25 protein-coding genes and 1 pseudogene are annotated in these 19,256 nt (G+C 71.7%); 10 read left to right on the top strand and 16 right to left on the bottom strand.

Translation table 11 applies throughout. From position 1 onward, the window contains the following. Positions 1-52: 52 nt before the first annotated feature. A complete protein-coding gene (locus tag ABZ848_RS38760; RefSeq protein ID WP_360839631.1) occupies positions 53-556 on the bottom strand; it encodes a hypothetical protein in 504 nt (167 codons plus the stop codon). Between the two features lie 320 nt (positions 557-876). Between ABZ848_RS38760 and ABZ848_RS38755 the strand changes: the two genes are divergently transcribed. Continuing rightward, entirely contained in the window at positions 877-1,170 is a 294-nt protein-coding gene (locus tag ABZ848_RS38755) for a hypothetical protein (RefSeq protein WP_360839629.1), read from the top strand. Between the two features lie 291 nt (positions 1,171-1,461). Here ABZ848_RS38755 and ABZ848_RS38750 read toward each other — a convergent pair. Then, positions 1,462-1,644 (bottom strand): annotated as a pseudogene (locus ABZ848_RS38750) (peptidoglycan bridge formation protein FemAB); the annotation flags it as partial. Positions 1,645-1,801: 157 nt separating this feature from the next. On the opposite strand from ABZ848_RS38750, the gene ABZ848_RS38745 reads away from it, so the two are divergent. The 6 genes from ABZ848_RS38745 (at position 1,802) to ABZ848_RS38720 (ending at position 3,903) form a co-directional block, all read left to right on the top strand. After that, positions 1,802-1,975 carry a hypothetical protein gene (locus tag ABZ848_RS38745; protein WP_360839627.1) on the top strand — a complete coding sequence of 58 codons (174 nt, stop codon included), beginning with the start codon at positions 1,802-1,804 and terminating at the stop codon, positions 1,973-1,975. A 5-nt stretch (positions 1,976-1,980) separates the two neighbouring features. Beyond that, positions 1,981-2,319: a metalloregulator ArsR/SmtB family transcription factor gene (locus ABZ848_RS38740; RefSeq protein ID WP_360839625.1), complete on the top strand. Its 339-nt coding sequence runs from the start codon at positions 1,981-1,983 to the stop codon at positions 2,317-2,319. Then, positions 2,316-2,801 (top strand): ATP-binding protein, encoded by a 486-nt coding sequence (locus ABZ848_RS38735; RefSeq protein WP_360839623.1) that lies wholly within the window; start codon positions 2,316-2,318, stop codon positions 2,799-2,801. Before ABZ848_RS38740 ends, ABZ848_RS38735 begins: the two co-directional genes overlap by 4 nt. A 102-nt stretch (positions 2,802-2,903) precedes the next feature. Beyond that, positions 2,904-3,041: a DUF6126 family protein gene (locus tag ABZ848_RS38730; RefSeq protein ID WP_360839672.1), complete on the top strand. Its 138-nt coding sequence runs from the start codon at positions 2,904-2,906 to the stop codon at positions 3,039-3,041. A gap of 84 nt (positions 3,042-3,125) precedes the next feature. Then, on the top strand, positions 3,126-3,623 hold the full coding sequence (locus ABZ848_RS38725) for a hypothetical protein (RefSeq protein WP_360839622.1): 498 nt from the start codon (positions 3,126-3,128) through the stop codon (positions 3,621-3,623). A gap of 85 nt (positions 3,624-3,708) precedes the next feature. Further along, positions 3,709-3,903, top strand: a complete 195-nt coding sequence (locus ABZ848_RS38720) for a hypothetical protein (RefSeq protein ID WP_360839621.1) — start codon at positions 3,709-3,711, stop codon at positions 3,901-3,903. A 328-nt stretch (positions 3,904-4,231) separates the two neighbouring features. Here the strand turns inward: ABZ848_RS38720 and ABZ848_RS38715 are convergent, their stop codons facing one another. The 8 genes from ABZ848_RS38715 to ABZ848_RS38680 form a co-directional block, all read right to left on the bottom strand. Continuing rightward, positions 4,232-4,921: a DUF4142 domain-containing protein gene (locus ABZ848_RS38715; RefSeq protein WP_360839670.1), complete on the bottom strand. Its 690-nt coding sequence runs from the start codon at positions 4,919-4,921 to the stop codon at positions 4,232-4,234. A gap of 221 nt (positions 4,922-5,142) precedes the next feature. Then, the gene (locus ABZ848_RS38710) at positions 5,143-6,624 is read right to left on the bottom strand and encodes an NADH-quinone oxidoreductase subunit C (protein WP_360839619.1); all 1,482 of its coding nucleotides are present in this window, start codon (positions 6,622-6,624) and stop codon (positions 5,143-5,145) included. Between the two features lie 4 nt (positions 6,625-6,628). Then, positions 6,629-8,194 (bottom strand): proton-conducting transporter membrane subunit, encoded by a 1,566-nt coding sequence (locus tag ABZ848_RS38705; protein ID WP_360839617.1) that lies wholly within the window; start codon positions 8,192-8,194, stop codon positions 6,629-6,631. Then, on the bottom strand, positions 8,194-8,874 hold the full coding sequence (locus ABZ848_RS38700) for a hypothetical protein (RefSeq protein ID WP_360839614.1): 681 nt from the start codon (positions 8,872-8,874) through the stop codon (positions 8,194-8,196). Before ABZ848_RS38700 ends, ABZ848_RS38705 begins: the two co-directional genes overlap by 1 nt. Then, positions 8,871-9,827, bottom strand: a complete 957-nt coding sequence (locus tag ABZ848_RS38695) for an NADH-quinone oxidoreductase subunit H (protein ID WP_360839612.1) — start codon at positions 9,825-9,827, stop codon at positions 8,871-8,873. The genes ABZ848_RS38700 and ABZ848_RS38695 overlap by 4 nt, the downstream gene beginning before the upstream one ends. Further along, positions 9,827-11,860, bottom strand: coding sequence for a proton-conducting transporter membrane subunit (locus tag ABZ848_RS38690; protein WP_360839610.1), 2,034 nt, complete (start codon positions 11,858-11,860; stop codon positions 9,827-9,829). The genes ABZ848_RS38695 and ABZ848_RS38690 overlap by 1 nt, the downstream gene beginning before the upstream one ends. Further along, a complete protein-coding gene (locus ABZ848_RS38685) occupies positions 11,857-12,339 on the bottom strand; it encodes an oxidoreductase (RefSeq protein ID WP_360839608.1) in 483 nt (160 codons plus the stop codon). Before ABZ848_RS38685 ends, ABZ848_RS38690 begins: the two co-directional genes overlap by 4 nt. A gap of 122 nt (positions 12,340-12,461) precedes the next feature. Continuing rightward, entirely contained in the window at positions 12,462-12,812 is a 351-nt protein-coding gene (locus ABZ848_RS38680; RefSeq protein WP_360839606.1) for a metalloregulator ArsR/SmtB family transcription factor, read from the bottom strand. Between the two features lie 213 nt (positions 12,813-13,025). On the opposite strand from ABZ848_RS38680, the gene ABZ848_RS38675 reads away from it, so the two are divergent. Both ABZ848_RS38675 and ABZ848_RS38670 read left to right on the top strand, forming a co-directional pair. Beyond that, a complete protein-coding gene (locus ABZ848_RS38675; RefSeq protein ID WP_360839604.1) occupies positions 13,026-13,220 on the top strand; it encodes a hypothetical protein in 195 nt (64 codons plus the stop codon). Positions 13,221-13,248: 28 nt separating this feature from the next. Continuing rightward, complete coding sequence (locus tag ABZ848_RS38670; RefSeq protein ID WP_360839603.1) at positions 13,249-14,043, top strand: 2-phosphosulfolactate phosphatase; 795 nt, start codon at positions 13,249-13,251, stop codon at positions 14,041-14,043. 81 nt (positions 14,044-14,124) lie between these two features. On the opposite strand, the gene ABZ848_RS38665 is transcribed toward ABZ848_RS38670, so the two are convergent. The 6 genes from ABZ848_RS38665 to ABZ848_RS38640 form a co-directional block, all read right to left on the bottom strand. Then, positions 14,125-14,538: an STAS domain-containing protein gene (locus ABZ848_RS38665; protein WP_360839601.1), complete on the bottom strand. Its 414-nt coding sequence runs from the start codon at positions 14,536-14,538 to the stop codon at positions 14,125-14,127. 47 nt (positions 14,539-14,585) lie between these two features. After that, positions 14,586-15,017 (bottom strand): ATP-binding protein, encoded by a 432-nt coding sequence (locus tag ABZ848_RS38660; protein ID WP_360839599.1) that lies wholly within the window; start codon positions 15,015-15,017, stop codon positions 14,586-14,588. Beyond that, a complete protein-coding gene (locus tag ABZ848_RS38655; protein ID WP_360839597.1) occupies positions 15,017-15,427 on the bottom strand; it encodes a pyridoxamine 5'-phosphate oxidase family protein in 411 nt (136 codons plus the stop codon). Before ABZ848_RS38655 ends, ABZ848_RS38660 begins: the two co-directional genes overlap by 1 nt. Continuing rightward, the gene (locus tag ABZ848_RS38650; RefSeq protein ID WP_360839596.1) at positions 15,424-17,148 is read right to left on the bottom strand and encodes a SulP family inorganic anion transporter; all 1,725 of its coding nucleotides are present in this window, start codon (positions 17,146-17,148) and stop codon (positions 15,424-15,426) included. The genes ABZ848_RS38655 and ABZ848_RS38650 overlap by 4 nt, the downstream gene beginning before the upstream one ends. Next, a complete protein-coding gene (locus ABZ848_RS38645; RefSeq protein WP_360839595.1) occupies positions 17,145-17,486 on the bottom strand; it encodes a metalloregulator ArsR/SmtB family transcription factor in 342 nt (113 codons plus the stop codon). Before ABZ848_RS38645 ends, ABZ848_RS38650 begins: the two co-directional genes overlap by 4 nt. 164 nt (positions 17,487-17,650) lie before the next feature. Continuing rightward, entirely contained in the window at positions 17,651-18,010 is a 360-nt protein-coding gene (locus tag ABZ848_RS38640; protein WP_360839593.1) for a zinc ribbon domain-containing protein YjdM, read from the bottom strand. A 326-nt stretch (positions 18,011-18,336) separates the two neighbouring features. Here ABZ848_RS38640 and ABZ848_RS38635 point away from each other — a divergent pair, with 326 nt between their 5' ends. Further along, positions 18,337-19,173 carry a DUF2182 domain-containing protein gene (locus ABZ848_RS38635; protein ID WP_360839591.1) on the top strand — a complete coding sequence of 279 codons (837 nt, stop codon included), beginning with the start codon at positions 18,337-18,339 and terminating at the stop codon, positions 19,171-19,173. Positions 19,174-19,256 lie beyond the last annotated feature (83 nt).

Here is a 19,256-nt window from a genome sequence, read left to right as displayed (position 1 = left end):
TGGGCGCACGATCCGTGTGCCCAGCTCGTTCTGCGCTCGTTCTGAAGGTCGCTCAGCGAGTGCGTACGAGTTCCCAGTCGCTCGTCTCCGACGACGTGGCCGCGTCGATCTCTCCGTGTGGCAGCAGTCCGGTGGAGAAGCGGAGTTCGTTGTGGAAGCAGAAGGGGGACCACTTTGTCGCCAGGCAGGTCTTCAGATCTGCGTTCTGATGGATCTCGTACCAGCCGGGGGAGGCTGTGCTGGCTACGGACGATCCCGGGGGCACGCTCGCCCCGAAGAGGAAGTCGCCGGCCGTTGTGGTCGTGCCGTTCAGGCTCGTCGTCGTCCCGCTCGCCAGGCCGCCCGCGTCCTCGCATTTGGTGACGGTGAACTCCATGGTGGCCGCTGTGACGCCGCTGACGCGATTGTTGACGTCGTAGTAGAAGGTGACGGACGTGCACGTGGTGTCCCCGGGAGCTGCGTGTGCCGGAGCGCCGGTGATGGCCACGCCGGCGAAGGCGGCGATGGCAGCGGCCCCTAACCGTGCGACGGCCGTCCGGCGGGTAGTTCGCCTCATGGGTGTTCCCCCTTGTCTGGTGTTTCCTGACGGTTCGAGCCTGGGCAGCACGTCGTCCGCGCGCAATCGGGCCTGCCGAGCCGTCACAGCATCCACGCGCCTGTCGGGGACGGTGTGGGATCCGTGACCGTAGGTCGGACGCGGCCATGTTCGCGCGGAGCCTCGCGGAGATGCCCGCGAGGTGGAGTGGGGTCCGCGAGTGACAGCGGTGTCGAGGGGAAAGCCCCGACGGACCTGCCGAGAGGGATCCGGCAGACGCTACGGCGGGCTCGATCCGCGAGCGATCCTGGAGGCAACCAGGGCTGCCGAGGTCCGGGGGGGTGGTGCTGCACTCCTCGCAGGGCGTGGTGACCAGGTCCGAGTCGCCCTCGCACGGGAGCGTCATGCGGGCGATCGAGGACGCGGTACGCGAGTCGGACCTGGGCCGGACGATTCTGCGGCCCGGCGGCTTCGCGTCCAACGCCTTCGCCTGGGCACAGTCGGTACGCGCAGAGCGGACGGTGGCCGCGCCGTTCGGTGACGTAAGGATCCCGGCGATCGATCCGGCGGACATCGCGGGGTCGCGGCCACGGCTCTGCGCAAGGACGAACATATGGGCCGTGTCTACGAGCTGAACGGGCCGACGGCCGTCACACGCCGGCAGCAGACAGAGGCGATCGGCGCGGCCCTCGGCGAACCCGGTCCACTTCATGGAGCTGACCCCGGCGAGGCACATGCCCGGATGGCCGCGTTCCTGCCGGAACCGGTCGTGAGACCACGTTGGCGGTCCTCGGCGCGCCCAGCCCCACCGCTTGTCCCCCGCCCGAGAGGTGGCTGAGGCCCACACGGCGACTGGTATCCGGATGCCGAACGTCGCGGGCCGGGATCAGCGTGCGGGGAATGAACCGGTCGCGCTCGGCGGTCTCCGCCTTCTTGACATTGAGGCGCCGCTGCTGGTTCAGGCACCGCTGGATCTCCTCCAACGACCGCCCTGTGAAGGGCACTTGGAAGCCCGTCCGGGGCGGCCGGTCGGCGACATCGAAGGCCGGCGCGTCGGCGATCGCCGCCTTGACCGCTTCGGCACTCCAGCGGTGGGCCATCACGAGCGGCCTCACCATCGGTTTCAGGCGCCGCGGGTCGCACGGCGCCGCGTGGTGTGGCCCAGCGCCGGCCGGGGAGGTTGGGCGGAGGCCTGTCCACTAGACTTGAAGAGTTCTTCAATTCGCTAGTTGCTGTGTCGGTCAGGTCGTAGGGAGGTGGTCCTCGGTGGGCGGTTTCACCGAGGCCGTACTGGAGCGGGTACGTGCCGCGCGTACCGCACTGTCGGCGGCCCTGGAGGCCGAGGACGCCTACGAGGTGGCCGTGGCAGAGGACGAGCTGGACGACGCGCTGCGAGTGGCACGACGGCACGGCATCGATGTCGGCGCGGACGAGGGGTGATGGGGATGCCGGTTCCGCTGTACGAGGCGAAGGCCGAGTTCTTTCGGATGCTGGGCCACCCGGTGCGCATCCGGGTGCTGGAGCTGCTGCAGGACGGCCCGAAGCCGGTGCGCGACCTGCTGGCGGCGATCGAGGTCGAGCCGTCGAACCTGTCGCAGCAACTGGCGGTGCTGCGCCGCTCCGGGATCGTCACCGCCACCCGCACCGGGTCGACGGTCGTCTACGAACTGGCCGGCGGCGACGTGGCAGAGCTGCTCGCCGCCGCGCGACGGATCCTTACGACCCTGCTGACCGGCCGGCAGGACCTGCTGGACGAGCTGCGCGCGGCGGAGCCGGTGCGATGAGCGGTATCGGGGGGTTCCGGCCGCCGTGGCGACGCCACCGGCCGGCCGCGGCCATCGAGCATGTACCGCCACCCGTGCGGCGGCACATCGCGTCGTTCCGGCCGGGGCCCGAGGCGGTGCGCCGGGCCCGGGAGGCGGTGGCCGAGCAGCTGCTCGCCGCCGGTGTCGCACCGGGCTCCGCGTTCGCGGACGCGGTACTGCTCGTGGTCAGCGAGCTCGTGGTGAACGTGCTGCGGCATGCGCCTGGGTCGCCGGTGATGGACGTGGGGATAACGGTCGCGGCCGGGCAGCTGGTCGTCAGCGTCGCGGACGCCGAGCCGCGGCTGCCGGATCTCAGCGAGGCGGGCGTGGGGGCAGGGGCGGGGGCGGGGCTGCGGATGGTGGCCGAGCTGGCCGCCGACTACGACGGTGACGTCAGCGCGGAACCCGCTGTCGATCATGACGGCAAGGTCGTCCTCGTACGGTTCACCCTTCCGTCGTAGAGGCGCGGACATCGGACATGGACATCACGCGGAAAGCAAGGAGGCAGTGCTGTGAGTGACGAGGGGCCCGAGGAGCCCGCCGGCAAGCGGCCCGATGGGAAGATCAAGGAAACCAGGGACAGGGAGTGGCGGATCGAGCGCGGGGTCGCCATCAGGGCCGGCTTCTACATCTTCGGCACGCACCTGTTCGCCGGGTTCGTGTGGCTGCTGTTCTACCTGGGCGAGCACGCGCACAAGTGACCCCGCGCTCGGGGCCGGGGAAGACGATCGACCAGAACCTGCAGAACCTGCCGGACGTCGGCGCGGGGAGAGGAACCGTCTGAAGTGATCGCTGTTGTGGGACACCCTGATCTCACCGCGCCCACGCTGGCGATGCTGGAGGAGGAGTTCTACTGGCGGCTGGCCGAGTTCGCGCGGGCTGGCAGAGCGGGGCTGGTGCGGGCCGGGCAGGGACTGCCGGTCGCCTTCGGCAGGGCCGCTCGCGCCGCGGGACTCGCGCTGGTGACCACCCTGCCTTCGCGCAACGGCGTGCCCGAAGTTCTGGAGCCCTACGATCGCAGGGCCGCCGGGGAACTGCTGCTGCTCTCCGAGCAGGTACGGCTGCTGGAGTACGACCCGTCCGACCCCGCCGCCTGCCTGGGCGCGGACCAGAGCCTGCTGCGCTCATGCGCCCGCCTGCTGGCGGTGTGGGACGGCTCCCCCGCCGACGGCCGGGACAGCACGGCCCATCTCGTCACGTTCGCCCGCGACCACGGCGTGGACGTCGACGTGCTGTGGCCCGAGGGAGCCGGCCGTATGGCACGGGGCGGCCGACCGGCATGACCCCGAAGCCATCGGATCCCGATCGCCCGGGCGGAAGGCCGGGCCCGGCCGAGAGGAGGCCCTGAACCTGCTGGGCACCACGCAGATGCGGCTTGCGGCCTCCACCGAGCAGGCGCTGCCCCCCGTCCGGCTCGCCAACCAGCTCGTCGACGGCGGCCGCATCGTCATCCGCAACCACACCGGATCCGCGCTGCTGGGCAACACCATCGCCACCGAGGTGGTGGTCTACGAGGCCGACCAGCTCGACCGGTCACCCGCACCGGCTGGAGCGTCATGGTGACGGGCCGTACCCACCAGGTCACCGATCCACTGGACATCGTCCGCTACCAGCAGTTACTCCTCCCCTGGGTGAACAGGGGCTTCGGGACGGCAGGGCGGCGGGCGGTGGCCCTCGGCGGGAACGCAGGCCTCTGGCACGCCCTGCCGGGGAAGTCACGGTGGGAGCTTCGTCAGATCGGACCGTCGACGACGCGTGGCGGACCTCTCTGGTCCGGCGGTGCGTAACCACCCGCGCACGTGGTCACGCGACGCGTGACTCTGGCGGGAGGTGGGAGGCCTGGGTCGGCTCCGACGGTCTGGTCGGCATACCCGCGGCTCGGCCCGCATCCTCACCCGACGGTCGGACTCGGTGAGGGCGTGCTGCTGGTCGGCGGGGTGAGGACGACCTGCGACTGGCCCGCGACCGGCGGCGGCGGGGTCACGTCCCGGGCCGGAAGCGTGGGCTGGGCGGTTTCCTGGAAGAGGGCCTGGTCGAAGTCGACCAGGCCGGTCTTCTCCACGACCGTGATGTGATCCAGGATGGTGTCGTTCGCCTGGTCGGCGAGGGCGCGGACCAGCAAGTTGCGGGTGGTGCTGCGGACGCTCGCGATCGTGGCGAGCAACTGGCCGTCTGCCGCGCGCACGGTGGTGGCCATGTCGGCGCCGAACTGCTTGCCGCTGTCCGCAGTCAACCGGGATACGAAGCCCTGTTGTTGCGGCGACGGCTGGTTGGGCAGGGTGATGCCCAACTGGCCGGCCGTTTTGCGACAGGAGGCGTCCAACGCGGCGTCTCCGGTGGTCAGATGTTCCCCAGCGATCTTGACCGCCTTTGTTGCGCCCTTCTTCGATGCCAACCGGCCCACGGGGTACTCCCACAGTCCGGCCGCGCGCACCTTGACCACGAAATCCCGGTCCGCTTCCGTCAACTGGCCGGTATCCGGAGCGGCGATGACCCGCTCGGGTGCGCTGTCGACCTTCTGGAATCCGAGCATGGTGGGGTACAGGATCGACCCGAGGGTGACGGCGAGCGCGCCACCCACGAAGAGCGTTCCCGCCGCCTTCCGTGAAACGAGCACCGTCTCTCCTGTCCGATTTCGGAACTCGCGCGAACAGGAGTACGGAAACGGGACCCCGCGGAACCTCTCGAGATCGCAATGAAGTCGTAAAGCCGGTCGGCGTTCGGACCAATGAGCACTGAGAGTCCCGGTCAGTCGGTTTTGAGAAGGGCGACCCTGAGAAGGCCCTGGTGCTTTCGGGCGGTCTACAGGTCGTTGCCGGCGTACGACAGGTTGAAGCTCTTGTTGGTCAGCGGGAAGTCCGGGACGATCGTGTCCGCCAACGCGACCGGCAGGGCGGGCCAGTTGAAGAAGGACGGGTCGACCGGCTTGACCCGGGCCAGGGTGCCGTCGGGGGCGAGTTCGATGCGGGTGGCGATGGTGCCGCGCCAGCCTTCCACCAGGCCCACACCCGTTCGGGGGCCGGTGCCGGGTGGGGGTGTGGGTGCCAGTACGGCCGCGGGTGCGCTGAGTTGTTCGGCGAAGTGCGCGGCCAGCGCGAGGGAGGTGTCGATCTCCTCGGCGCGGACCAGGAAGCGGGCCAGGACGTCGCCGCTGTCGTGCACGGGCACGGTGAGGCGCTCACCGTATGTGGTGAAGGGGTGCGCCACTCGCGCGTCGTCGGCGATGCCGCTGGCACGGGCGACGTAGCCGAGGCAGCCGATCTCGCGGGCGGCGGGCGTGTGCAGGATGGCGGTGCCGGTGAAGCGGTCGCGGACGGTGGAGTGGCCGAGGGCGAGGTCGGTGATCTCGTGGATGTCGGCGCCGATCGCCTTCAGTCCGGCCGGGTCGGGCAGGGTGTGCAGGGCGGCTCCGCCGGGGACGACGCCGCCGCGCAGGAGGCGGTGGCCGGTGATCTGCTGGTTGAGGCGCAGGAGTTGTTCGCGCACCCGCTGGGCGTGGGCGTTGAGGACGGAGTGGCCGACGTCGTTGCAGAGCATGCCGAGGTCGGCCACGTGGTTGTGGATGCGCTCCAGTTCGAGGAGCAACGCCCTGGCTTGTTGGGCCTGTTGCGGGACTTCGGTACCGGTGGCTTCCTCGACGGCCAGACAGTAGGCCAGGGCGTGGCCGACGGCGGTGTCTCCGCTGATGCGTTCGGCGAGCGGGAGTCCGGCGGCGATGGAGCGGCCCTCGAAGAGTTTCTCGATGCCTTTGTGGACGAACCACAGGCGGGCCTTGAGTTTGAGGATGGTCTCGCCGACGACGGAGAAACGGAAATGGCCCGGTTCGATCAGGCCGGCGTGCACCGGGCCGACCGGGATCTCGTACACGCCGTCGCCCTCCACCTCCAGGAAGGGGTACGGGCCCTCCTGTTCGCCGAAGGCCGGCGGGGGTCCGGCGTCGGGCCGCATCGGGTACCAGCCGCGTGGCCAGTGGAAGTGCCGTACGAGACGGCGGGGCAACGGGTGGTCGAGCGGGACGATGCCATACAGGTCGTGCATCTCCCGCTCGAACCGGCCCGCCGCGAAGGAGAGATGGGCCAGCGTGGGCACATCCGGACGGTCGGGGTCGAGGCGGATGTTCAGCTCCACCCGCATGTCGGGAGGGCCGGAGGTGAACAGGTAGACCACGCGGGGCCCGGCCTCGTCGAGGTGTGCGGCGACCAAGGCGAGCCGGTGGCCCTGTGAGAGGAGTTGCTCGGCGTGCTGGGGCAGGGTGACAGCGCTGCTCTGGTAGCTCTTGCGCATCAGGTCACCGGCTTCCGATCGTCTGGGTGGCGGTGTGCAGCAGGTCGGTCAGCGGGCCGAGGCCGACGCCCAGGGCGGCGCAGGCGGCCAGGCCCAGGACCAGGGGCCACCCGGTGGACGGGCTTTCCCCTGCCGGTGTGCTCGGTCCCAGCAGCATCCGGGCGGTGCGGGCCGTGAGCGCGGCGAAGGCCACCAGGACCAGCAGCAGGGCCGCCGCCGTGGCCCAGCCCAAGCCGCCTCCGGCGGCGAAGCCGGCGCGGGCGATGCCGAGTTCGGAGGCGAAGAGGCTGAACGGCGGGAAGCCGAGCAGCGCCACCACCGCCAGCCCGAACGCCCCGCCCAGCCGGGGCACGTGGGCGATCAGTCCGCGCACCCGTCCGATCCGGCTAGTGCCCGTCAGCTGCAGGATGCCGCCGGAGGCGCAGAAGGCCACGGACTTGGCGAGCCCGTGTCCGGCGATGTGCAGCAGGGCGGCGGACAGGGCGAGCGGGCTGCCGATCGCCGCGGCCAGCGCGATCAGGCTCATGTGCTCCATGGACGAGTAGGCGAGCATCCGCTTGTAGTCGCGCTGGGCGAGCAGCAGACCCGCCGCGAGGGCGAGGGTGAGCAGGGCGACGGCGACAAGCAGGGCGCGGGTGAAGCCGGGACCGAGGGCGGCGTCGGCGATGACCCGGTAGCGCAGGACGGCGCTGAAGGCGACGGACAGCAACACCCCGGACATCAGCGCCGAGACCGGCGCCGGAGCCTGGCTGTGCGCGTCCGGCAGCCAGGCGTGCAGGGGTACGAGGCCGGCCTTGGCGCCGAAGCCGAGGATCACCAGGCCGATGCCGAGCCGGGTGACCGCCGGGTCGAGACGGTCGGCGCGGGCGACGAGGGTGGGCCAGTCCAGCGCCCACGCCTCGGCGATGCCGGCCTGCCGGGCCGCGTAGTAGATCAGCACCGTGCCGAGGAAGGCGAGCGCGATCCCGGCCGAGCAGATCACCACGTACTTCCATGCGGCCTCCACCGAGTTGCGGGTGCGGCGGTGGCCGACCAGGAAGGCGGTGACGATGGTGGTGGCCTCGATCGCGACCCACAGCACCCCGAGGTTGGCCGTCACCACCGCCAGGCACATGCAGGCGAGGAAGGCGTGCACGAGGCACTGGTAGCGCCGCACGGCCGGTCCGGCGGCCCGCTCGCCCGCCAGGTAGGCGGGGCTCGACGCGCAGGCGATCAGCGCGACCGCGCCGATGACCAGCAGCATCCACACGGTCAGGGCGTCGGCTCGCAGCAGCCCGGAGTACGCCGTACGCGGGCCGTCGTCGAGGACACCGGGTGCCAGCAGGCCGCCACACAGCAGGATCAGGGCGGGCGAGACGAGCCCGGCCCAGGCCGCCGTATACCGCCCGGAGGGTGCCTCTGGCGCGGGAGCCTCCGCCACCAGGACCGAGCCCGACGGCCGCGCCGCAACGGGTGCTTCGGCCAGAACGGGCCTGCGCGTGCGCAGCTCGGCCGTCGCGTACGCGACCGCGACCGCGAGCGGCATGACGGCGGGCGCGGTCAGGATCGCGGCGGTCGACATCGCGTTCATCAGTCGTGCAGCTCCCGCAGGTCGTCGATGTCGGTGGTGCCGAACGCCTCCCGCATCCGGGTGGTGAGGATCTGCAGCACCAGCACCGCGAGCAGCACGTCGAAGGAGACGCCGAGTTCGACGATCAGCGGCACGCCGGAGGTGGCGAGGAAGGCGGTGGCGGTGATGCCGTTGTCCAGCAGCAGGAAACCGACCACCTGGGCCGGCGCGCGCCTGCGGGTGACCAGTACGAAGAAGCCGATGAGGACGACGGCCAGGCCGACGGGCAGCGCCCGTGTCGCCGGCGTCGGGTTCAGCTCGACCAGCGGGCGGGCCACCGCATAGGCGAGCAGGGTGAGTGCGGCGGCGGTCAGCAGCGAGGCGGCGACGTTCACCAGCGGCTGGGCCTCACGCACCTCCGCGCTGTAGGCGCGCCCGGGCGCGAGCGCGGCCAGGGCCCGGCGGATCAGGTACGGCAACACGCCGGCGCGCAGGATGCCGATGCCCAGGCCCACGCCGACCAGGTCCCAGCGCTGCTCGTGCGCGCCGAGGAGCACGGCGATCGCGGCGAGCGCGAGGCCCTGGAGAGCGAAGACCCGGACGATCGCGGCCAGTTCGCGCCGCCACAGCACGATCACCGCGGCGAGCAGGAAGCCGCCGCAGGCCAGGTCCAGGAGCTGGGTGAACAGACCGTCGCTCATGACGCTCCACTCAGGAAGTACGAGGACGTCACCGCGAGCAGGGCCAGCAGGAAGGACCCGGCGAGCAGTTCGGGCACCTTGAACAGGCGCACCTTGGCCCAGAACACCTCGGCCGCCGCCAGGACCGCGCCCAGCAGCACGAGCTTCGCCGCGAACGCCACCAGGGCCACGGCCAGCGCGGCCCCGGAGACGCCGGTGGCGATGCCCCACGGCACGAACAGCGAGGACAACAGGCCGAGGAGCAGGGTGAGCCGCATCTGGGCGCCGAGTTCGATCAGCGCCAGGTCGGGGCCGGCGTACTCCAGCACCATCGCCTCGTGGATCATGGTGAGTTCGAGGTGGGTGGAGGGGTTGTCCACCGGGATCCGTCCGGTCTCCGCCAGCACCGCCACCGCCAGTGCGGCCGTGGCCAGCAGGCCCGCCGGGGAGGCGAGGCGGCCGGGTTCGTGGACCGCGCCGGAGACGATGGCCGGGAGGTTGGTCGTCCCGGCCGGTATCGACAGGGCGAACACCGACAGCAGGATGGTCGGCTCCACCAGGGCGGCCACCGTCATCTCCCGGGAGGCACCCATCCCGCCGAACGCCGTGCCGGTGTCCAGGCCGGCGAGCGCGAGGGCCATCGTGCCCAGCGCGATCAGCGCCACCACCACGATCAGGTCCGCGTGCGAGCTGACCGGGGTGTCGGTCGACAGCAGCGGCACCAGCGCGGTCGCGACCGCCGTGGTGGCCACGAGCAGCGCGGGGGCGGTCCTGAAGGCGGGCCCGGTTCCGACGGGGCTGATCGGTTCCTTGCGCAGCAGCTTGCGGGCATCGCGCCACGGCTGCAGCACCCCGGCGCCGGCCCGCCCTTCGAGCCGGGCCCGCACCTGCCGCATCCACCCGGTCAGCAGCGGGGCCCCCACGACGACCACCAGCACTTGGCCCGCGACGGCCGCATACCCGATCCCGTTCATCACCAGCCCACCGCCAACGCCAGCAGCAGCACGACGAGGCCGACGAAGCCGTAGCCGAGATAGAGGTGCACGCTGCCGCCCGCCAGGCGCCGGGCCGCCTGTCCGGTCCCGGCCAGCGCCCGCAGCACCGGCTCGTACAGGCGGTGTTCGATCCGGTCGGGCACCGCCCGGGAGAAGCGCACCCGCTCCACCAGGTACGCCGACTCGCGTACCGGGGTGACGTTCAGGTCCTGTTCGGGGGCGAGGACGTCGTCGAAGACGCGTTGCAGCGGCTCGGCGAACGAGGTCGCCGTATAGGCCATGCGTGGGGTCGGTGCCCCGCCGCCGCAGTCCCACAGCCGGGCGTTCCTGCGGCGCCGCCTGCGGCCGTACAGCCGGGGCAGACCGGCGGCGAGCGCCAGCGCGCCCGTCAGGGCGGCCACCACCCACAGCGGCGACAGCGACGCGGAAATGTCGGCGAGCCGCACCCGCAGCCCGCCCCCGGACACCGCACCGCTGCCCGGCAGCGCGACCGCCTCCACCGCCCGGTCCAGGCCTTCGCCCAGCAGCCCGGGCACCAGCGCCAGTGCCGCGCACAGGGCCGCGAGCAGACCCATCCCGGCGAGCATGAGCGGCGACGCCTCCTTGGCCGCTGCGGCCCTTTCGCTGCGGGGTCGGGCGAAGAAGCCCACGCCGAGTGCCTTGACGAAGACGGCCGCCGCGAGCCCCGCCGACAGCGCGATCAGCGCCACGGCGACGGGCAGGACGATCGCCGGTGCCACCCCCGGTACCTGAAGGCCGTGGATGAGGGACTGCAACAGCAGCCACTCGCTGACGAAGCCGTTGCCCGGCGGCAGCGCCACCGCGCCAAGCGCCGCCAACGCGAACAGCCCGGCCGTGAACGGCATCCGGGCGCGCAGCCCGCCCAGCAGATCCAGGTTCCGCTCACCCGTGGCCCGCAACACCGAGCCCGCCGCACAGAACAACAGCGCCTTGAACGCGGAGTGGTTGACCACATGCAGCAGAGCCGCCGCGAGGGCCAGCGCGGCCAGCGGCCGGTCACCGTAGGCGGTGAACAGCCCGCAGGCTCCCACGCCGATGAGGACCAGCCCCATGTTCTCGCTGGTCGAGTAGGCCAGCAGTCGCTTCAGGTCCGAGGCCATCGCCGCCTGCAGGATGCCGTACACCGCGGACAGCCCGCCCAGCGCGAGGACCGTCAGCCACCACCAGGCCGGTCCGCCGCCCAACAGGTCGAAGCCGACGCGGACCAGACCGTAGACGCCGAGGTTGACCATGGCGGCGCTCATCAACGCCGAGACGGGACTGGGTGCTTCGGGATGTGCCCGCGGCAGCCAGGCGTGCAACGGGACCGCGCCCGCCTTCGACGTGAACCCGGCCGCGATCAGGACGAACACCAGCCCGCGCACGGCGGGAGAGATGCCGTCCGCCCCCGTCCGGAGGGCCGCGAAGGACTCGCCGCCTGCCTGCCCGGCGAATACCGCGAGCCCTGCCAGCAGCAGTACGAGTCCGAGATGGGTCATCACGGCGTACCAGACACCCGCCTGCCGCACCGAGGCCCGCTCCCGGTGCTCGGTCAGCACCAGCAGCAGCGAAGCGAGCGCCATCAGCTCCCACAGCACCAGGAAGGTGGACACCGACGCCGCCACCGGCACGAGGACCAGGGTGAGCGCGAACAGCGGCAGCACCGCCTGCGCGGTATGCGAGCCGAGTCCGTGCGGGCCATGGCCGGACGCGTAGCCGATGCCGTACACCGCGACCGCGGCGACGACGGCTCCGGCCACCGCCATGAACAGGCCCGCCAGCGCGTCCACCGCCACACGCGTCCCGGCCAGCGGCAGCAGCCCGGCGAACTCCGCCGTCCAGCGGCTGCCGCCCAGTGCAGCCACACCCGCCGCACCGCCACTCACCCCCACACCAGCCGTCAGCACGCCGACGACCGGTACCCGCAGCCGGTACGGCAGTCCGAACCCGGCGAGCGTGCCCGCGCCGGCCAGTGCGGTGGCCGTCGCGAGGGCGGCCGGGATCCAGCTCACCGTCCGGTCACCCTCCGCAGGGCCGCCACGATCTGCTCCGGTTCCGGCGGGCACCCGGGCACGGCCAGATCCACCGGTACGACATCGGCGACGGCGCCCTCGACGCCGTACCCGCCCGCGAACTCACCACAGTTGATCGCACAGTCGCCGACCGCGACCACCAGCTTCGGCTCGCCCATCGCGGCCACCGTACGGCGCAGCGGCTCGGCCATGTTCCGTGTCACCGGCCCCGTCACCAGCGCCACGTCCGCGTGCCGGGGCGAGGCCACGAGCCGGGCGCCGTACCGTTCGGCGTCGTACACCGGGTTGAAGGCCGCCGCGATCTCGATCTCGCAGCCGTTGCAGGAGCCGGCGTCCACGCACCGCACCTGCACCGACCCGCCCAACTCCCGCGCCCGGGCCGGGGTGTCGTCCGCGGGCCGCGGCGGTGCCGGCTCGGCCACCCGCCCGGTGGCGCGGATCTTGCGCAGCAGTCCCATGAACCCTCCCTGAGACGGTGAGGTCTGTCCGCAGGTGGCCAACAGGCCCTCCCGCAGGCGGAGTTACGGCACCTTTTTCGATGCTTTGCCCTGGCGGTGAATCGCGGTGAAGGCGACCGCCGCTACGACGGCGGCTTCGCCTCCTGCTGTGCGGCCTGGAGGTCGGCGAGGAGTTCGGCCTGGCCGGACAGCACGCCGGAGAGGATGGTGCGGGCGACCCTGAGCAACTCGGCGACGTAGGGGCTCGTGAGCGAGTAGTACACGGTCGAGCCCTCCTTGCGGGTCACCACCAGGTTCGCCCGCCGCAGTACGGCGAGTTGCTGGGAGAGGTGGGCGGGTTCGATCCCGACCTCGGGCAGCATCTCGGAGACCGCGTGCTCGCGCTCGCTCAGCAGCTCCAGGACGCGGATACGGGCCGGGTGACCGAGGGTCTTGAAGAACTCGGCCTTCAATTGGTACAGCGGCGTGCTCACCTGGCCGTCCCCTCCCCCGCACAACAGCACGGCCCCACCGGCCGGCCCTCGACGCATCGCATCCACCCACTCGTCAACAACATGCGGCCATCCTCGCCTGCGGCACCGGCCAGACCGAATCCGCGCAGAGAAGGGAAGCCGTCGAATCCAGCGGTGATGACCTCAGTAATTGCTAAGGTTAGCAATTACTGAGGTTGTGTGAGGGAGGTTTGCGTGAGGATCACCCCGCTGCGTGGCGTCGGCGTCACCTGGTTGAAGTGCCCGGCCTGCCGTCTCAAGTGCCGTCCCACCGCCGTCGGCCCGCAGGGCGGATGCCCGCGCTGCGGCAACGACCGACTCCTCAAGCTGTCCTTCGGCGGTGCGTCCCCCCGACCCGCCGAGCCCGCCCGGGACGCCGACCACAGCTGAGCTTCACTGCGCGGGAGATGACACCTCGATGAGTGACTGGACGGCTCAATCCGGCGCAGGTGTCCGCTTCGAATGGGGGCCGGCCGGAGCCGACCGTCTCGCGACGGAGGCGGACTGTCTGGTCGTCGTCGACGTGCTGTCGTTCTCCACGTCCGTGAGCGTGGCCGTGGAGAAGGGCACCCGTGTCCTTCCCTTCTGGTGGCCGCAGCACCCCGCCGACGCGGACGAGCGGGGCGCGATCGAGCGGGCCGCCGCGGCCTATGCCCGCCAGTCCGGCGCCCGGCTGGCCGTCCACCGCTCCGCCGTCAGCCCCGAGAACCCCTGGTCCCTGTCGCCGTGCCACCTTCGCGCGGCGCCGTTCGTCGCCCGCCTGGTCCTCCCCTCCCCCAACGGCGCCGCCATCTCCACCGCCGTGCCGCCGGGCGTCCGCCTGGTCAGCGCCAGCCTGCGCAACATCACCGCGGTCGGCGGCTGGCTGATCTCCCACGGCTACGGCACCCCCGGCCGCCCCGTCGCCGTGATCGCGGCCGGCGAGCACTGGCCGGACGGCAGTCTGCGCCCGGCGCTGGAGGACCTGCTCGGTGCCGGAGCCCTCATCTCGGACCTGCACGCCCAGGGCGCGGGCCCGCTGTCGACGGAGGCCGCCGCCGCGAAGGCGGTCTACGAGGCCACCGCCGACCTCGCGCACGCGGTCGCCACGGCAGCCTCCGGTCGGCAGCTCCTCGCCATGGGCTTCGCCGAGGACGTGGCCATCGCCACGGACGAAGACGCATCGGCCCTCGTACCCGTCCGAGACGGCGACGGGGCCTTCGCCTGCGGGTGAAGCGATCCAGGGGCCGAGCTGGGTGCGGTACGGGTGAGCGCACGGGCACTGCCACGGTGATCGTGCGCGCCGGTGACTGTGCTACTGACCGGCTTGTTCTCCGCCGGCCCACCCGGTCGTGCGCCACTCGTGTCGTCCCTGCACCGGTTCGCCGTGTTCCGCGTGGTGCGCGGCGAGCGCGGAGGGCAGGTCGGCGTGCACCGGGATGACCGGGCCGTCTCCCGCCGGGACGAGCGAGCCGTCGGCGGGGATCGCCGCGAGTTCAAGGCCGCGGCCCGCTGCGGAAAGCCGGCGCGCCGCCTCGATGATGGCCAACTGTCCCTCGGCGGACCAACTGCGCAGTTCGGCGAGGTCGACGATGACCGGTCCGGTGCCGCGGGCGACAGCCCAGCCGATGGCGCCGGTGAAGCGGCGAACGGCGTCGGGGCCGAGGTAGCCGGCGACGGAGAGGACGCCGAGGTTCTCCTCGACGGTGTAACGCCAGTCGATGGTCATGAAGCTGACCTTCCTTGTGCGGGTGGCCTGTCGGGGGTGCTGTCCGATCACAGGGGCAGGGTGATCCAGATGCTCTTGCCCTCGCCGTCGGCGTCGGTTCGTACGGTGGCGGTGCCGCCCAGGCCGAGGACGAGCTCCATGACGGTGCCCAGCCCGCCCGTCCCGGTGCCGGTGCCGGTGACCGCCTCGTACAGCGCAGGCCGGTAGGGGTGTCGGTCGTGGACGGCGAAGGCCAGACAGTCCGCGCCCGCCGCGTAGATCACGGTCACCGTCGGCGAGCGGACGGCGGCGTGCCGGACGCTGTTGGTGACCAGCTCGGCGAGGATCAGCAGCGCCGAGTCGACGGCAGGGTGACGCAGCCCGATCCCCCACTCCACCAGCACCTGTTCGGCCGTCTCGCGGGCCACGCGGACGGCGGACGGCTGCGTGGGCACGGTGAGCACGTGCCGGTACGGCAGGACCTCCAGCGGTGTCGGCATCAGCCCTCCGAGCCCCGGGCGAGGCGGAAACCGCTGACCGTCTGAGGGTGGATGCGCAAGATCGCGTCGTGCGGACCGTGCGTCCAGCCGGACAGCGTACGGCGGTGGTGGGCCGACTCGGCCGTGTCGCTGAGGACGTCGGCGGGGCCGTGGACGGTGACCGTCCAGCCGGTGCCGGGCACCGCGCGGACCTCGTCCACGTGGTACGTCACCGTCGCCGGGACCGCTGCCGCCTGGACGGGGGTGCGCACGATCAGCCGGCCGTACTCCCACACGTGTCGGGCGGGCCGTACGACGATCAGCTCCCGCTGCTGGAACACCAGCCGTCCGACGCTGCTGCCTTCCAGCAGCCACAGGGCCTCCGCGCCGGAGACCTCGACCATGCGCAAGCTCGCCGGAGTAGTGCTCATCGGAGGGTTTCCTCGCTGGTGACGTGGCCCTTGGGTGCGGGGAGGGCGGGCAGGACACCCGCCATTTCCAGATGGTCCCGAGCGGCCTTGATCGCCTCCGGTGTGGTGGCGTACTCCCGGCCCTCCGCACGGAGCAGGTCCAGTGCCCCGACCGAGTCGAGGACCTGGCGCTGGCCGGGCCGTATGCCGGAGGCCATGACCACGATGCGGCGCCGGTTGAGCTTGGCCACCGCGTCCTTGAGGACCAGGGCGCCGGTCGCGTCCATGGTCGACACCCGGGACATGCGCAGGATCACGACCCGGACGTCGGCCACCTCGGTCAGCTCCAGCAGGAACCGGTGCGCGGCGGCGAAGAACAGCGGCCCGTCGATGCGGTACGCCACGATGTGCTCGGCCAGCAGCGCGTGCTCCTCGGCACTGTGGTCGCCCCGGTCCAGCGGCACCTGGTCGAAGCGGGCCTGCTTGGCCACGGCACGCAGCGCGAGGGCGCCTGCCACGACCAGACCGATGATCACGGCGTAGACCAGGTCCAGCGCCAGGGTGGCGCCGGCGGTGAGCAGAAGGATCAGCGCGTCGGAGCGGGTCGCCTTGGCCATCGCCTTCAGCGAGCCGACCTCGACCATGCGGATCGCGGTGGCCAGCAGCACGCCTGCCAGCGCTGCGAGCGGGATCTTCGAGACGAGCGGGGCCGCCGCGAAGACGATCACGGCGAGGATCACGGCGTGCGTGAGGGCGGCCAGCCGCGAGTTCGCGCCCGTGCGGACATTGACCGCGGTACGGGCGATCGCGCCGGTCGCCGGTACGCCGCCGAACAGCGGGGCGGCGATATTGGCCAACCCCTGCCCGAACAGCTCGCGGTCCGGATCATGTTTCTGGCCGACCGTCATGCCGTCGGCGACGGACGCGGACAGCAGGGACTCCAGCGCGGCGAGCGCGGCGACCGCGACCGCCGGTGCGAGGAGGGTGCCGAGCGAACCGAGGTCGAGGAAGGCGAGGGAGGGCACGGGCAGCCCGGCCGGCAGGTCACCGATCGGGGTCGCCGCGTCCAGGTGCGCTGCCTGTGCCACGGCGGTGGCCGCGATCACCGCGAGGAGGGAGAAGGGGACGGCGGGCCGCCACCGGGCACCGGCCAGCATGACCGCGGCCACCGAGACCGAGAAGCCGATGGCGGTCCAGTTCGGGGCCTTCACGAACTCCTCGACCGCCCTCCAGGTGACGACGAGCACCCTGTCGCCCTCGGGCTTGGGCACCCCGAGGGCGTTGGGGACCTGCTGCAGGCCGATCACGCAGGCGATGCCGAGGGTGAAGCCCTCGACGACCGGCGCGGGCACGTACTGCATGTACTTCCCGGCCCGCAACGCGGCCAGGGCGACCAGCATGATCCCCGCCATCAGCCCGACGGTCAGCACACCGTTCGGCCCGTACCGGCCCACGATCGGGACGAGGACCACGGTCATCGCGCCGGTGGGGCCGGACACCTGAAGGTTGGACCCGCCGAACAGGGCGGCGAGGGCACCCGCGACCACGGCGGTCGCCAGGCCCGCCTCGGCGCCCAGCCCGGAAGAGACCCCGAAGCCGAGCGCGAGCGGCAGCGCCACGACGGCCACGGTCAGACCGGCCAGCAGATCCCGTCGCGGGTCGCGCCGTACGTCGACGAGGTCATCACGGCCGGGCAGCAGCGACACCAGCCGCCCCCAAGCTCCGCTGAACACCGAGGTCATCGTCCGGCCACCTCGGCTTCCCGCAGCTCGGCCAGCAGCTCGTTCCGCCCGGCCAGCAACTCGGTGAGGATCCGCCGGGCGGCCTTCATCAGGTCGGCCACATCCCCGCCCGCCAACGCGTAGACGACGCTCGAGCCTTCACGCGTCGAGGTGACCAGCCCGGAGCGACGTAGCACCGCCAACTGCTGCGACAGGCCGGAGGGCTCCACCTCGATGGCAGCGAGCAGGCCCCGGACCGGCATCGGTCCCCCCTGCAACAGCTCCAGCACCCGTATCCGCACGGGATGCCCCAGCATCCGGAAGAACTCGGCCTTGGCCTGGTACAGCGGAACGGACACGACCCCTCGGCTTCCCTGCGAGCCCCACCCCAGGGGCGGACGCGAAAGGCTGTGCCCGCGGCTACCTGCGAGCACAGCCAACACAGCATCTAACCAATTGCTAAATTTTGCAATTCCGCATCAGACGGCGACCCCTGCATTCCCCGCGCACGGCCCCGGCCGGATCAGGCCTTCTTGACCACGCCGGACTTCAACTGCATCGCCCCGAAGCCGTCGACCTTGCAGTCGATGTCGTGCCCGTCGACGCCGTCGACCAGCCGGATGTTGCGCACCTTGGTACCGGCCTTGATGCCCGAGGGGCTGCCCTTGACTTTGAGCGCCTTGACGACGACCACACTGTCGCCGTCCTGGAGCACATTGCCGACGGCATCCCTGACGACCCGCTCCCCCGCCGTGTCCCCACTCACGGCGCCCGCCTCGGCGGGAGCCCACTCGTGCCCGCACTCCGGGCACACCACCAGGGCATTCATTTCGTAGGTGTACTCACACGAGCACTTCGGACACGGCGGAAGATTTTCGATCATGCTGCCAGGTTAACGGCCTTCGGTCCCGAGTTGGCCATAGCTCGATCTCGACAAGGCCCTGCGGGCCGCCTGGGCCGCCGGCACCTGTTCACGACGGCCGCACGGCCCTGATCGTCAACGACATGTAGCGACAGGACACGGTCGCCGTGGCTGTCGTGGTCCGCGCCCGTGGGGCCACCCGACAGGCAATGCGTGGAGCTCGTCGGGCCGCCGCTGCCCGGGCAGGCGTGGGGACGCGGTGAGACCTTCGTGAAGCCGGTGCCGCATCGGGTCGCGTCGGCGGCCGGGAAATGCTCTCCTGGAAGGAGCCGCAGGAGAACACGCCGATGCGTCACAGCCGGAGTTCCGCTCTCGTAGCCGGCCGGTCGGTCGCTCCGACCGGAACGGGTGGGGGTCTGCTGCCCACGCGGGATCTCGCGGCCGCCTGGTTCCTCGTGGTCCTGATCGCTGCCCCCGCCTGGGTGCTGACGATCGGCCAGGCCCGGGACATGGGGGTCGAGCCCGGCACGATGGGGATGGCGCTGCCGCTGTTCCTGGTGCTGTGGGTGACGATGATGGCGGCCATGATGCTGCCGTCCATGGCGCCGGTGGCGATCACCTGGGTACGCGGCATCGGCCGGCAGTCCTCCGGCTGGGCCCGGACCGCCCGTACCGTCGAGTTCGTCGCCGGATATCTGCTGGTGTGGATGGCGTTCGGGCTGCTCGCCTACGCCGCCCTGGCCCTCACCGGTCGTCTCGTGGACGATCACCCCACGGCCGGCCGCTGGATCGGCTCGGTCGCCTTCCTGCTCGCGGGCCTCTACCAGCTGGGCCCCCTGAAGTCCGTGTGCCTGCGGCACTGCCGCGACCCCCTGGGCCACCTGGTGCGCTACTCCGGCTTCCGTGGCCCGGCCCGCGATCTGCGGGTGGGCCTCCACCATGGCGCCTACTGCGTCGGCTGCTGCGCCGGGCTGATGGTCGTCCTCGTGCCGCTGGGCGTGATGAACGTGGCTGCGATGGCCGGGCTCGCCGTGGTGATCTTCGTGGAGAAGCTGTGGTCCCGGGGCCCACTGCTCGCCCGTGCCGTGGGCGTCGTATTCCTGGTCCTGGCGGTGCTCGCGCCCTTCCAGGACTGGCTGCTTCCCGGACTGCAGGACTCGATGCCCTCGATGGACGGCATGTGATCTCTTGCGCGTGACCGGGTTCCCCACCGGGGACGGGAGGTGCAAGCTGGAAGAGAGGCCGTTTCCCGATCCCGGGACCGGGC

Source organism: Streptomyces sp. NPDC047081, from assembly GCF_040643775.1.
In the GTDB taxonomy this organism is placed as follows: Bacteria; Actinomycetota; Actinomycetes; order Streptomycetales; family Streptomycetaceae; genus Streptomyces.
The sequence above is the reverse complement of the archived record's forward strand: the minus strand, read 5'-3'. Positions and strand labels throughout refer to the sequence as shown.

Excerpts from the sequence above, each read along its gene's own strand:
- ABZ848_RS38760 (WP_360839631.1), bottom strand. The coding sequence starts at position 556 with ATGAGGCGAACTACCCGCCGGACGGCCGTCGCACGGTTAGGGGCCGCT.
- ABZ848_RS38740 (WP_360839625.1), top strand. The coding sequence starts at position 1,981 with ATGCCGGTTCCGCTGTACGAGGCGAAGGCCGAGTTCTTTCGGATGCTG.
- ABZ848_RS38735 (WP_360839623.1), top strand. The coding sequence starts at position 2,316 with ATGAGCGGTATCGGGGGGTTCCGGCCGCCGTGGCGACGCCACCGGCCG.
- ABZ848_RS38720 (WP_360839621.1), top strand. The coding sequence starts at position 3,709 with ATGCGGCTTGCGGCCTCCACCGAGCAGGCGCTGCCCCCCGTCCGGCTC.
- ABZ848_RS38710 (WP_360839619.1), bottom strand. The coding sequence starts at position 6,624 with ATGCGCAAGAGCTACCAGAGCAGCGCTGTCACCCTGCCCCAGCACGCC.
- ABZ848_RS38705 (WP_360839617.1), bottom strand. The coding sequence starts at position 8,194 with ATGAACGCGATGTCGACCGCCGCGATCCTGACCGCGCCCGCCGTCATG.
- ABZ848_RS38700 (WP_360839614.1), bottom strand. The coding sequence starts at position 8,874 with ATGAGCGACGGTCTGTTCACCCAGCTCCTGGACCTGGCCTGCGGCGGC.
- ABZ848_RS38695 (WP_360839612.1), bottom strand. The coding sequence starts at position 9,827 with ATGAACGGGATCGGGTATGCGGCCGTCGCGGGCCAAGTGCTGGTGGTC.
- ABZ848_RS38685 (WP_360839608.1), bottom strand. The coding sequence starts at position 12,339 with ATGGGACTGCTGCGCAAGATCCGCGCCACCGGGCGGGTGGCCGAGCCG.
- ABZ848_RS38670 (WP_360839603.1), top strand. The coding sequence starts at position 13,249 with ATGAGTGACTGGACGGCTCAATCCGGCGCAGGTGTCCGCTTCGAATGG.
- ABZ848_RS38665 (WP_360839601.1), bottom strand. The coding sequence starts at position 14,538 with ATGACCATCGACTGGCGTTACACCGTCGAGGAGAACCTCGGCGTCCTC.
- ABZ848_RS38660 (WP_360839599.1), bottom strand. The coding sequence starts at position 15,017 with ATGCCGACACCGCTGGAGGTCCTGCCGTACCGGCACGTGCTCACCGTG.
- ABZ848_RS38655 (WP_360839597.1), bottom strand. The coding sequence starts at position 15,427 with ATGAGCACTACTCCGGCGAGCTTGCGCATGGTCGAGGTCTCCGGCGCG.
- ABZ848_RS38650 (WP_360839596.1), bottom strand. The coding sequence starts at position 17,148 with ATGACCTCGGTGTTCAGCGGAGCTTGGGGGCGGCTGGTGTCGCTGCTG.
- ABZ848_RS38640 (WP_360839593.1), bottom strand. The coding sequence starts at position 18,010 with ATGATCGAAAATCTTCCGCCGTGTCCGAAGTGCTCGTGTGAGTACACC.
- ABZ848_RS38635 (WP_360839591.1), top strand. The coding sequence starts at position 18,337 with ATGCGTCACAGCCGGAGTTCCGCTCTCGTAGCCGGCCGGTCGGTCGCT.